Genomic DNA, 12,448 nt, shown 5'->3' with positions numbered 1-12,448 from the left:
CCACCACCTCCACCAGGGTTGGCATCCGGACCGAACCGTCGGACATTCGGCCGATGACGAGAGAGAGGCGACAGTGCGCCCGGACGATCGCGGAACCCGCCGCCGCGCGGCGCACTTCGCCCTGCTGCTGCTCTGGCTGTTCAGCACCGCATGGACGATCGGCTGGCTCGTCGAGGGCCGGTCGGACGCCCCCACACCGCCCGCCGTTCACGGCCACTGAGCGGCTCGCCACGGCCGCCGATGGTGGCGCACAGGGCGGCCAGATCCCTGCCGGTGCGCTGTACCGTACCGTCGGGGCGGACGAGCGCCGCTCGGGTGTGCGCGCGGCGCAGCCAGCGGTGCAGATCGTCGCCTGGGCGCACGGAGAGCAGGAGTACACCGTGTCGTTCGAACGCCTGCCGCTCGGCCGGTGACGGTGCGATGGCGGTGACGACGGCGTAGCGCCCGGCGATGACATCGTCGACGCGACGCTGGTCGGTGAGCCGGGCGTTCGGTATGAGCCGCCCGGCCAGGCCGCGGCGCAGCAGCGGCGTGACGACCAGGTCGGTGCGGTGCAGCGGCGGCGTCTCGCCACTGATGATCAGCGCGGCTACGCCCGGGACACGGTGCAGCCGGGGTGCGATCAGGCGGCGCAGGCGGTTGCCGAATTCACCGCCCTCGGTCATGATGACGCCGACCAGCTTGGCCAGCCGGATCATGGCTCGGGCGTGTGGTTTTCGCTCGGACTCATAGGTGTCGAGCACGGTGTCGGGCAACTGCCCGTGCAGGACTGCGGCCAACTTCCACGTGAGATTCGCCGCGTCCCGCAACCCGGCGCACAGACCCTGACCGATGAACGGCGGCGTGAGATGGGCGGCGTCGCCCAGCAGGAACATTCGCCCGCAGCGCCAGCGGTCGGCGAGCTGGGCGCGGAAGGTGTACTCGGCGACGCGGACCAGTTCCAGGTCCGTGATGGGAACGTCCGCGGTCCAGTGCCGGATCATCGGGTACAGATGCGGAATATCCGGCCAGTCCGCGGCGGATTCCCCCGGCGCGAGCCGAAACTCCCAGCGGTGGCGCGTCTGCCCGATACGCATGTAGGTGGCCGCCCGACCCGGATCGCACACCTGATGCACGCCACCCCACTGACCGAGTTCGGCAGCCGTGACCACATCGACCACCAGCCAACGCTGTTCGAACCGCAGATCCTGCATGCGCGCCCCGATGGCGGTGCGGACCACGCTGTTCGCACCGTCGCAGCCGAGCAGGTACAGTGCCCGCACCACACCCACTGCGCCGGTCACGCGATCGGTGTAGTCGACGCGCACACAGTCCTCCTCCTCGGCGACGCCGATGACGTCGATATTGCCGCGCAGGGTGACCGACGAACAGCCCGCGAGATTGGCGCGCAGCGCCGCTTCCAGCTCCGGCTGGTCGAACAGGTTCGCCTCGGGATACCCATTGCGTCCGCCCGTCGGATCGCGATCGATCTGTGCCAGCACCCGCCGCTCTCGGTCGATCAGGCGCAACCCGAGAGCGGGCCGGGTGATGGCGTCGAAGGCGGTCCCGATCCCGAGCCGGGCGAGGATGCGGCGCACCTCGCCGTCGAGATGGACCGCGCGCGGCTGCGGGAAGAGACCGTCCCAGCGTTCCAGGACCACCACGTCGATCCCGTCACGCGCCAGCAGAGTCGCGGCCGTGAGCCCGGTCGGGCCTGCCCCGACGACGACCACCGGGACGACCGGGGCCAAGCCGGTCATCGCGCGTACCTCACCACCGTGCGCTGGCGGCCGAGATCGAGCACGCCGTCGTCGGTCGCGATCGCGGCCTCCATGACATCGCCCTCCCCCAGGTACTTCGGATTCTTGGCCTGGCCACGAAAGAACAAGCGCCACTTTATATTCGGCGGCAACAACGCGGCCAACATCGTCACCGGCCGCGGCGGTGCGCTGATCGCCGTGCCGACCGGGGTGCCGGTGAGCAGCAGATCCCCGGCGTCCATGCGTTGGAATCGGGTCAGTGCCCGCAGCGTCTCCAGCGGATGATAGATCATGTCCGCGACCGTCATGTCCTGTCGCACTTCGCCGTTGACCCACAATCGCAGCCGCAGATCGGTGAAGCGCCTCAACTCGCCGGTGTCCAACAGCACCAGCGCAGGTCCGACCGGGGTGAAGGTGGGATATGACTTCGCCTCGTAGAATTGCGTTTTCGGCAGCTGCACATCGCGCGCGGACACGTCGTTGGTGATGACCAATCCGGCGACGTACTCGGCCAGGCTCTCCGAGGTGAGCCGCGAACCGACCGGCATCGCCCGACCGAACACCAACCCGATCTCCACCTCGTAGTCCAACAGACCCACATGGGCGGGCCGGATCACATCGTCGTGGGGACCACTGATCGACCCGGAGGACTTGCGGAAGAACGTGAGCGGCACCGTCTCCGGGTCGCCGCCCGAATCACGCACGTGCGAGGCGAAATTCGTCATCTGCGCCACCACGCGGCACGGCGCGGTCACCGGGGAGAGCAGGTCGAGTTCACGCACCGGAACCGGATCGCCCGCTCCGTGCGCGGCGGCGTCGATCGCCGCTCGATCGGCCAGCAGTGCGGCGGTGGTCGCCGCGGCGGTGTCGACCCGCACCGCACCGGATGGGGTGGACACCCACCAGGCGTCAGCGGTACGGAGAACGGAAACGCTCATGAGGTTGCCACTTTCAACAGGCCGCGCAGGCGGCGAAGATCGAATTCGTTGTCGTCGCGCAGGGCGTCGACGATCGTGCGCACCTCGCGCAGTGCGTCCCTCCTCGGGGCGATGCCCAGGAAATCCTTGGTCGCGGGCGGACCCCATTGCGCCAGACCGGATGCCGACATGGGCGCCCAGCCCGGCGCGACCGAGCAATCGAACAGGTCGCCGTCGCTGAAATGCTCGACCAGAAAACCGTCCGGATCACGCCAGTAATCGAAGATCTGGCTGCCCTGGATGTGCCGACCGATCCCCCACGAACGGCGATAGCCCCGGTCGCGCAGATATTCTCCGCCCGCGGCGAGGGCGTCGAGATCGGCCACCTGGTACGCGGAGTGCACGTATCGATCGGCCGGGCCGAGGACCAGCGCCAGCGTGTGGTGGTCGGTCGGGATCGACCCCTGATCACACCGGAGGAAACTCATCACGGGTCCGCGTTCGCGCTGGCCCGGGTAGTACAGGAAGTCGCTGACGATCAGCCCCAGCCGCCGCAGGTACCAGTCCAGGGTTCGGCGGTAGATGGTGGTCTGCACCACCACGTGACCGAGCCGCCGCACGCGTGCGGGTTCCCGCGGGGGCCGTTGGGTGGCATTGACGCGCGGCGTCTCCCGGCCGAAGTTGAAGACCGGGGTCCGCTGGGCGGGCAGCGCACCCAGGACGTGGGTGTCGGCGACCACGTGAACCCGCAGACCGCTCGGATCGGTGAGTTCGACGGCCAAGCCCCCCAGTGACTCGGGCAGAGGTACGGGGCGGGCCTCGACGGCCGCCGCCAACCGCGGCAGGTCCGCCGCCTCGGCAGCCCGGAACGCGGGACCAAGGAACCGGGACCGGGGGCCACGACGAATCAGCACACAGGGCGAGCCGGGATCCGTTCCGCGCAAGTGCAGTTCGTCCGCGGTTCGCGCCGCCGTCGTGAATCCGAAGGCGTGCGCGAAGGTCTCGGCCCGCTCCAGATCCGGTTTCTGGAACTCCAGCCACGCCAGGTCCGCGACCTTGATCACCGGGTCACGTGCACGCCCGGGGTGTTCGTGCGCTGCGCCACCGTATTCGCTGTGCAGGCCGGTGTGTACGTCGTGATGGCCGCTCATCGGCCACCCCCTTCCCGAGTAACTGACGATATCGTCACTCGAGACGCCTCACCCAGTCAACAAGTTTTGAGGAATTCGTCAGTATTGACTGCCGGGGTTACGATGGCGGCGAATCGCCGACGAGAGGTGACCCGCGATGCCCGCGCGACATGGTTCCGAACCCAACCGGCTGGAACGCCGCAAGGCGCGCACCCGTGCCGCGCTCGTGGATGCCGCCCAGACCTTCCTGGCCGAGGGTCGACTCAACGCGCCCATCCTCGAACTCACCCAGGCCGCCGACGTCGGGATGGGTTCGTTCTACAACCACTTCGACAGCCGCGAGGAGCTGTATCGAGCAGCGGTGGAGGAGGCACTGGAACGCCACGCCGCCGCCCTCGATCTCCTCACGCGCGATATCGACGATCCCGCAGAGGTTTTCGCGCAGAGCTTTCGCCTCACCGGCCGCCTGCACCGCCGCAATCCCACCCTGAGCAAGGTGCTGCTCGGCAATGGGCTCATGCTCACCGGTTCCGACAAGGGCATGGCTCCCCGCGCCCGCCGCGATATCGAAGCGGCCACCCGCGCGGGCCGCTTCCAGGTCGCCGACGTCGAACTCACCATGACCATCATCGCCGGGGCGGCCCTCTGCCTCGGCCAGCTCCTGCACGACCATCCGGAACGCGATGACGCGGCGGCTACCGACCAGGTCACCGAGGACCTGCTGCGCATGCTCGGCCTGTCGGCCGACGAAGCCCGCGCCATCTGCCGCCGCCCCTTGGCCGCCTTCGACGTACCACCGCGGGCCGAAACCGCCTCCTGAGGTCTCGTTAGACCAGACGGAGTTCCTCGACGGGCGTGGTCAGGGTGGTGCCGTTGATCTCGCAGTACAGCAGGCGTTCGGTAATGGAGACACCCATGGCATTGCGACGGTCCAGCGTCGCGGCGGCCGCGTCGACGAAGGTTCGATCCAGGCTGTAGACCGGGATGTCCTCGGCGCGGTGGATCTTCTTGCCGACGAGTTGGGCCAGCACCTTGGCGGGGTCGCGATGGTGGGTGTAGACGGCGGCACGGTCGGCGAGTTTGCTGCCGCGGTGCAGTCTTTCGGCGTCGGGTGCGCCGACTTCGATCCAGGCGGTGATGCGGCCGGTGAGGTCGCGGACCAGGACCGCGGGTTCGTCGGTCGAGGAGACGCCGCCTTCGCTGAACGTGATGCCCTCGGTGTATTCGAGGCAATAGGCCAGCAGCCGGGTCAGCATGAACGCGGGTGTTTCGGATGGGTGGCGAGCGACGCGTAGCTCGACCTCCTGGTAGACGCCGCGATCGACGTCGGCCAGGTTGACGGAGAAGTTGTACATCGTCGCACTCAGGGCCATAGGCGCAGAAGCATAGTCGTGGGCCGGTTCGGGTCCACCGGCCACGCGGTGCTGTGATCCGCGACACTCCACTCCGACGCGGCTTGACCTGAATAATTGTTGAGGTTTCAGGATGGTCTCACACGAACTGCACAGCTTCGACTCAGGAGATCATCATGACGACCACGACCACCACCGCCCGCGACGCCATCACCGTCCCCGCGCTGAGCCGCCCGGTCGCCGTTCTCGGCGCGATCACGGCCGCCGTCGCGGTCAACCTGGTCGTCTGGTTGATCGGTGCCGCCGCGGGCGGTTCCTTCGACATGACGAACGAGGGCGTGACGCAATCGGTCGCGCCGGGCGGAATCGTCATCCTGACCGTCGTTCCGATGCTGGTGGGCCTCACCGCCGCCGCACTGCTGTCCTACAAGTGGGTGGGCGTGCTGCGAACCGCGGCCGTGATCGGTTCACTCCTGGCGGTCGCGACCATCGCGCTCACCGTCGACGCCGATTTCGACACCGCCTCCACCATCGCCCTGTCGATCACCCACCTCACCCTGGTGCCCGCCCTGGTCATCGCCACCGAGGGCATGCGGCGCAAGCTGATCGAACGTTGAGCAGGCGACACGGCCCGCATCCACCCCGGATGCGGGCCATTCGCGTACCCGCAGGAAGATTGTCACCGATCACATCGTCCGCGACTGTCGAAAACCGTGAACCCCACTCGTATAGGTGATGAACCCGGAACCGGACCGGGCACATCGAGAGGAGCGGAACATGGGCGAGATCGTGGCGGTCGTCAGCCTCACCCTGGACGGGGTCATGCAGGCACCGGGTCGCGCGGACGAGGACACCCGCGACGGATTTCGGCACGGCGGTTGGGCACACCGCTTCAACGACGCCGTCCAGGGCCGGGTCATGGGTGAGCACATGGCCGCCCATCGGGGCGCACTGCTGCTCGGACGACGCACCTACCAGGACTTCCACGGGTACTGGCCGAAGCAACAGGACAATCCATTCACCGAGGTACTGAACAAGACCGAGAAGTTCGTGGCCTCGCGCACCCTGACCGAACCGCTGCCGTGGCAGAACTCCACCCTGCTCACGGGTGACGCGGTGGACGCGGTGCGACGACTGCGCGCACAACGGCCGGAATTGGATCTCGTCGTCCTGGGCAGCGGTGAACTGCTGCGCTCGCTCATGCGGTCGGGCATGATCGACGAGTATCTGCTGCAAATCCATCCGCTGGTGGTCGGGGCCGGGCGGCGGCTGTTCGAGGAAGTGGATCTCGGTGCGCTGCGACTGATCGACAGCGTGCCCACCACCACCGGCGTCATCATCGCCACCTACCGGCGGGCGGAGGAGTCGTGACGAAGCAATACCTGCTCAGCATCTATCAACCCGACGACACCGAACCGCCGGAGAATCTCGACGAGATCATGCGTGATCTGGCCGCGCTGAACGACGAGATGCGGGCCGCAGGCATGTGGGTGTTCGCCGCGGGCCTGCATCCCGCCAGCACAGCCACCGTCTTGCGGCCGTCCGGGTCCGAGATACTCGTGACCGACGGCCCGTATGCCGAGGGCAAGGAACATATCGGCGGATTCACCGTCATCCGGGTCGCCGACCTGGACGAGGCGCTGGAGTGGGCCGAGCGGATGGCCACGGTGATCACGCTACCGATCGAAGTGCGACCGCTACAGGACGGCTGACTTGCCTTCCGCCACCGTCGATACCGCGACCATCGAGCGGGTGTTCGCCGAACACTACGGTCGCGCCGTCGCCAGTCTGATCCGAGTGTTCGGCGATGCCGATATCGCCGAAGACGCGGTGCAAGACGCCTTCACGACGGCGGTGGATCGCTGGCCTGCCGAGGGGTTGCCGCCGAGCCCGCCCGGCTGGATCATCACCACCGCGCGCAATCGGGCCGTGGATCGACTGCGGCGCGAGGCGGCTCGACACAGCCGCTACGCGGAGGCCGCCCTCCTGCACGCCCGCAACGAACCACCCGAGACCGGTGCGGTCCGCGACGATCGACTCCGGCTCATCTTCACCTGCTGCCATCCCGCACTCGCACCCGCCGCGCGGGTCGCACTCACGCTGCGGCTGCTGGGCGGTCTGACCACCGGCGAGATAGCCCGAGCCTTCCTGGTATCGGAATCGACCATGGCACAGCGCATCTCCCGTGCGAAGGGCAAGATCCGCGATGCCCGCATCCCCTATCGGGTACCGACGGACGCCGACCTGCCCGCGCGGCTGGACTCGGTGCTGACCACCCTGTACCTCATCTTCACCGAAGGCCATAACGCCACCTCCGGCGACCGGTTGGTCCGCGCCGATCTGTGCGCCGAGGCCATCCGCCTGGGTCGACTGCTCGCCGAACTCATGCCCGACGAGCCGGAAGTCCGGGGACTGCTGGCACTCATGCTGCTCACCGACTCCCGTCGCGCCGCGCGCACCGACGCCGACGGGGGCGTGGTACCGCTGCCGGAACAGGATCGCGGCCGCTGGGACCACGACCTGATCACCGAGGGTCACGCGCTGGTCCGAGAGTGCCTGCGCCGCAATCAACCCGGGCCCTACCAGATTCAGGCCGCCATCAATGCGGTGCACACGGACGCCGCCGCGGCCGCACAGACCGACTGGCGGCAAATCCTCGCCCTGTACGACCAGCTCACGGCGCTGTCCCCCGGCCCGATCGTGGCTCTCCACCGTGCGGTGGCGGTCGCCGAGGTGCACGGCCCGGAGGCGGGCCTCGCCGCCGTCGATACCCTCGACCTCGCCGAATACCATCTGTACCACGCCATCCGCGCGAGGCTGCTGCACCGGCTCGGACGCCTCGCCGCCGCCGAACGCGCATATGCCGCTGCCCTGGAGCGCACGAAGAACACGGCCGAGCGTGCCTTCCTCACCACCATGAGGGCGGAAACAGGCCGGGTGAGCCCGGAAGCATGATGACCGGGCCCACCCGTAACGGAGGAGTCGAACGAAGCGTTCGCGAGGGAAGATATCTGCCGTGTCGCGGCGACCGACGCGGGTCGCCTGCTGCGCCACAACGGTGACCGTGCACAGCGGATCACCCGATCACGAAGGTGTCCGCGGAGTGCCGGAGGCAGGCGTGACGACGCGTGCCGGCCGCGAAACGGCTGTCGAGCGATTCGAATGGACAGGCACCACCTCACTTCCATGCGCGACTGATATCTCGGCGTCGACACGACGCGAGTTCGGGGTCCGTCGCCGGGTGCGGGTCAGGCGTCGATGGCCTGGCGCTCGCGCTCGGGGCGGGCGACTTCGATCTTGCGGGGCTTGGCCTGTTCCGCGATCGGAATGACCAAGCGCAGCACACCATCTCGGTAGTCGGCGCGAATCCGCTCGGTATCGAGGCTCTCACCTAGGAACAACTGTCGGCTGAACACGCCGCGGGAGCGTTCCGCGGCGATCATCGAACGGTCCGAATCCAGTTCCGGGCGGGTGGCCCGCACCGTCACCACATTGCGTTCGACATCCAGATCCAGGGAGTCCGGGTCGATGCCGGGCAGATCCAACTCCACCAGGAACTCGTCGCCGTCACGCCAGGCGTCCATCGGCATCACCGCCGGACGCGCCGCGGTGCCGAACACCTGCTGCGCCCACCGGTCCAGATCGCGGAACGGATCCGCGCGCATCAGCATGGTCGCCACTCCAACTCACTCCAATCTCATTCGAAGTGGATTAGATAACTTGTGTCTGCTGACATAGATATTATTTAGCACTCCCCGCAGGAGAGTGCAAGCCCGTTCGTGGCGTCAGTCGCCAGCCCTGTGCCCGTTCCCGTTCGCGCCAGAAGTCGCGGTAGCGGCCGGGGACGGCGAGCAGGTCGGCGTGGGTGCCCCGCTGGGCGATGCCGCCCTCGTCCAGGACCAGGATCTGGTCCGCGCTGGCGATGGTGTGCAGGCGGTGGGCCACCACCAGGACGGTGCGGTCTCGGGCCAGGGTGCGCAGAGCGGCGGCGACGGCGGCCTCGTTGTCGGGGTCCAGGGCGGCGGTGGCCTCGTCCAGGAGGACGATCGGGGATTGCTTGATCAGGGCGCGGGCGATCGAAACCCGTTGGCGCTCACCGCCGGAGAGGCTGACGCCGCCCTCGCCGACCCGGGTTCGCCAGCCGTCGGGGAGGCGTTCCACGATCTCGTCCACGCGGGCGGCGCGGGCGGCCGCATGGACTTCTTCGACGGTGGCGTCGGGGCGGCCGAGGCGGATATTGGCCTCGATGGTGTCGTCGAACAGGTAGACGTCCTGGAAGACCATGGCCAACTGACCCATCAGCGCCTCGGTGGTCAGCTCACGCACATCGACGCCACCGATGCGCACGGTACCCGCGTCCACATCCCAGAAGCGAGCGGCCAGGCGCAGCAGCGTGGTCTTGCCGGAGCCCGAGGGGCCGACGATGGCGGTCAGGGTGCCGGGGCGGGCCGTGAAGCTCACATTCCGCAGCACCGGGCGGTCGTCGTAGCGGAAGGCGACCTGGCCGAACTCCACCGTGCCGGGCGAGACCGGTTGCCGCACCGTTCCTTCCGGCAGCGGCGGCACGGCCAGCACCTCGTCGAGCCGGTCGATGTCCTCGGCCGCCATGCGCAGCGCCGCGGCGTGATCCACGATCTCGATGAGCGGCCCGGTGAACCTGGTGACGAGGACGAGCAGGGCGACGAGTTCGGCGGCATCGAGCGAACCGCCCAGGGCCAGCGCCACACCGATACTCATGAGCGCGAGGAACGCGGCCTGCACCGCGACCGAGAAGGTGAGCAGCGACCCGACCGCACGGCGATTCAGGGCACCGTAGGCCCGCCGCTGCCCCGCGAGCGCGTCGTCGAGCAGACGGTTGCCCGCTCCCCCGCGCCCGAAGGCCCGCAGCACCGGCTGGTTCTGCGCGAATTCCACCACCCGCCCGGCCGATTCGACGGCCGCGTGGTCGATATCGCCGAAACTCCGCGCCATCGCGGTCTGCGCCCGCTCGTGGGTGAACAGCAGGATCAGGCCCGCGACGACCAGCGCGACCGCGAGCCGCCACTCGAACACCACCATCCCCACGGCCACCACGGCGGGCGTCACCGCAGCGGCGATCACCGGCTGCATGAGGTGCGCGGGCACGCTGACGATATTGGTCGTGCCCTGGGAGAGCGAGTGCGTCAGGCGGCCGATACGGTCGGTTCCGTACCAGCCCAATGGAAGTCGCGCCAGATGGTCGCCGATGCGGTGGTGCATGCCGAACAGCAGCGCGTCGGCGACCCGCTGCCCCTGCCGGGCCTGCGCGTAGAAGACCACGCAGGTGGCGACGGTGGTCACGCCCAAGGCCGCGAGCCAGGGCAGTGCGGCGCTCCGATCGCCGTCGAGCATCGCCCGCAGCACCGGAACCACCAGCAGGACACAGAGTCCCTGAAGTACCGAGAAGGTGACGATCAGGCCGAGCCACCGCGTGAACCGCGGCCGATCGCCCGGGTCGACGATGCGGAAAAGCTTGCGGATCACAGTGATTCCTCCCGATCACGAGTCTGGGCGTGCCACATGCGGGCGTACGCGCCGCCCGCGGCGAGCAGTTCGCGGTGGCGGCCCGCTTCGACCACGCGGCCGTGTGAGAGCACGACAATGCGATCGGCACCGCGAATGGTGTGCAGCCGGTGGGCGATCACCAGCAACGTGCGACCGGAAACCAAGCGCGACAGGGCGTCCTGCACCGCGGCCTCCGATTCCGGGTCGGCGAAGGCGGTCGCCTCGTCGAGCACCAGCACCGGGGTGTCGGCCAGCAGTGCGCGGGCGATGGAGATCCGCTGCGCCTCGCCACCGGACAGGTGCGCGTCCACGCCGATGACGCTGTCGTAGCCGCGCGGCAGGGCCGCGACGCGGTCATGGATCTGGGCGGCGCGGGCCGCGGCCTCGATATCGGCGCGGTCGGCGTCGGGTCGTCCGAGGGCGATATTGTCACGAATGCTGGTGCGCAACAACGAGGTTTCCTGGAAAACGAAGCCCACCTGCCGGTACAGCGTGTCCTCGGCGATCTCGCGCACATCGACGCCGCCGATCCGCACGGCGCCGGAATCCACATCCCAGAACCGCGGCAGCAGGCGCGCCAACGTCGATTTGCCGGACCCGGACGCGCCCACCAGAGCGGTGACCGTGCCGGGCTCCAGCACCAGGTCGACGCCGTCGAGCACGGTGGAGCCGCCGTCGTAGGAGAAACGCACCCGGTCGAATTCGACTCGCGCACCATGCGGCGGCCGCGGATGCTCGACGTTGCCGAGTTCCGCGGTGGCGAGCAGATCCGCGATGCGTCCGGCGGCGTCCTTCGCGACCTGGAGGGCCAGCGCCCCGAAACCGAGCGCCAGCACCGGCCCGCCGAGCCCGACCGCCAGCATGACGAAGGCAATGAGTTCGACCGGTTCGACGTCCAGCCAGACCCCGCCGCCGAGCGCGGCCAGCAGCAGGACCGGCGGCGAGATCAGCGTGGAGGACAGCGCTTCCATCCGGTTCATCGGGCCGGACCAGGCGCTGAGCGAGCGCGCCATCTCGTCGGCGGCGCGCCGATAGCGGTCCTGCGCGCGTCCGGCCTGACCGAACGCCTTCACCACCGCGATGCCGTCCACGAATTCGACGACGGCGGCATTGACCCGGTCGAGTTCGGCGGTCCAGCGGTCCATGGCGCCGTTCTCGTCCCGCATCATCCACAACTGGATGCCGAACCAGAGCAGCAGCGGCACCAGGCAGACCAGCGCCAGCCGCCAGTCCAGGACGAACAGGTAGCCCAGCGCCACGATCGGTGTCACGATCCCGGCCACCAGATCGTTGAGCGCGTGCGCCACGACATGATGCACCGACGCCACATCATCGGACAGCACCCGCTTCACCCGACCGGAACTGCGAGCGGTGAACCAGCCCAGCGGAACTCGGCTCAACCGCGCGGCCATCCGGCGACGGATCTCCAGCCCCACATCGGCGTCGGCGATATGGCTGATGGTGTAAGCCGCTGCCGCACAGAGGGTTCGGACCACGAAACCGGCGACCGCGACGGCCACCCATCCCCAGACCGCGGCACGGTCCACCGCCGTCCCGGCGAGCAGTTCGCGCGCGATCTCGACCACGGCGATATAGGGCGCGAGTCCGGCGAGGGTGCCCACCAGCTGCAGGGCGGCGGCCCCGGCGAGCCGGTGCCGCACCGGCCCCAGCACGACTGCCAGGCCGCCGCGCTCGCGCGGTGGCGGGGTCTCCTCGGACGTCACCGGTTCCAGCACCGCGGTACTCATGACCCCTCCACAAATTAGATCACTGTTCTAATTTGGAGT

At 68.7% G+C, this 12,448-nt stretch carries 12 protein-coding genes; 5 read left to right on the top strand and 7 right to left on the bottom strand.

Features of this window, described 5'->3' with window-relative positions; all coding sequences use genetic code 11:
- Window positions 1–140: 140 nt before the first annotated feature.
- From QK444_RS01520 to QK444_RS01510, 3 genes are read right to left on the bottom strand one after another with little or no spacing between them, the layout of a single operon-like run.
- A complete protein-coding gene (locus QK444_RS01520; RefSeq protein ID WP_282776292.1) occupies window positions 141–1,739 on the bottom strand; it encodes a bifunctional 3-(3-hydroxy-phenyl)propionate/3-hydroxycinnamic acid hydroxylase in 1,599 nt (532 codons plus the stop codon).
- A complete protein-coding gene (locus QK444_RS01515) occupies window positions 1,736–2,677 on the bottom strand; it encodes a fumarylacetoacetate hydrolase family protein (RefSeq protein ID WP_282776291.1) in 942 nt (313 codons plus the stop codon). The genes QK444_RS01520 and QK444_RS01515 overlap by 4 nt, the downstream gene beginning before the upstream one ends.
- Window positions 2,674–3,807: a VOC family protein gene (locus QK444_RS01510; RefSeq protein WP_282776289.1), complete on the bottom strand. Its 1,134-nt coding sequence runs from the start codon at window positions 3,805–3,807 to the stop codon at window positions 2,674–2,676. Before QK444_RS01510 ends, QK444_RS01515 begins: the two co-directional genes overlap by 4 nt.
- A gap of 136 nt (window positions 3,808–3,943) precedes the next feature.
- On the opposite strand from QK444_RS01510, the gene QK444_RS01505 reads away from it, so the two are divergent.
- On the top strand, window positions 3,944–4,606 hold the full coding sequence (locus tag QK444_RS01505; protein WP_282776288.1) for a TetR/AcrR family transcriptional regulator: 663 nt from the start codon (window positions 3,944–3,946) through the stop codon (window positions 4,604–4,606).
- 7 nt (window positions 4,607–4,613) lie between these two features.
- On the opposite strand, the gene QK444_RS01500 is transcribed toward QK444_RS01505, so the two are convergent.
- A complete protein-coding gene (locus QK444_RS01500) occupies window positions 4,614–5,159 on the bottom strand; it encodes a YaeQ family protein (RefSeq protein WP_282776287.1) in 546 nt (181 codons plus the stop codon).
- Window positions 5,160–5,314: 155 nt separating this feature from the next.
- On the opposite strand from QK444_RS01500, the gene QK444_RS01495 reads away from it, so the two are divergent.
- From QK444_RS01495 to QK444_RS01480, 4 genes are all read left to right on the top strand, one after another.
- Window positions 5,315–5,755 (top strand): DUF6069 family protein, encoded by a 441-nt coding sequence (locus QK444_RS01495; RefSeq protein WP_282776286.1) that lies wholly within the window; start codon window positions 5,315–5,317, stop codon window positions 5,753–5,755.
- 160 nt (window positions 5,756–5,915) lie between these two features.
- Window positions 5,916–6,509, top strand: coding sequence for a dihydrofolate reductase family protein (locus tag QK444_RS01490; RefSeq protein ID WP_282776285.1), 594 nt, complete (start codon window positions 5,916–5,918; stop codon window positions 6,507–6,509).
- Window positions 6,506–6,850 carry a YciI family protein gene (locus QK444_RS01485; RefSeq protein WP_282776283.1) on the top strand — a complete coding sequence of 115 codons (345 nt, stop codon included), beginning with the start codon at window positions 6,506–6,508 and terminating at the stop codon, window positions 6,848–6,850. Before QK444_RS01490 ends, QK444_RS01485 begins: the two co-directional genes overlap by 4 nt.
- Before the next feature lies 1 nt (window position 6,851).
- Complete coding sequence (locus tag QK444_RS01480) at window positions 6,852–8,093, top strand: sigma-70 family RNA polymerase sigma factor (protein ID WP_282776281.1); 1,242 nt, start codon at window positions 6,852–6,854, stop codon at window positions 8,091–8,093.
- Window positions 8,094–8,386: 293 nt separating this feature from the next.
- On the opposite strand, the gene QK444_RS01475 is transcribed toward QK444_RS01480, so the two are convergent.
- The 3 genes from QK444_RS01475 to QK444_RS01465 form a co-directional block, all read right to left on the bottom strand.
- Entirely contained in the window at window positions 8,387–8,809 is a 423-nt protein-coding gene (locus QK444_RS01475) for an Hsp20 family protein (RefSeq protein WP_282776278.1), read from the bottom strand.
- A gap of 70 nt (window positions 8,810–8,879) precedes the next feature.
- Window positions 8,880–10,640, bottom strand: coding sequence for an ABC transporter ATP-binding protein (locus QK444_RS01470; protein WP_282776277.1), 1,761 nt, complete (start codon window positions 10,638–10,640; stop codon window positions 8,880–8,882).
- A complete protein-coding gene (locus QK444_RS01465; protein ID WP_282776275.1) occupies window positions 10,637–12,409 on the bottom strand; it encodes an ABC transporter ATP-binding protein in 1,773 nt (590 codons plus the stop codon). The genes QK444_RS01470 and QK444_RS01465 overlap by 4 nt, the downstream gene beginning before the upstream one ends.
- Between the last annotated feature and the right edge of the window lie 39 nt (window positions 12,410–12,448).

The sequence above is a fragment of the Nocardia sp. CC201C genome (assembly GCF_030010695.1).
Lineage (GTDB): Bacteria > Actinomycetota > Actinomycetes > Mycobacteriales > Mycobacteriaceae > Nocardia > Nocardia otitidiscaviarum.
This window is presented reverse-complemented; position numbering and strand designations above follow the sequence as displayed.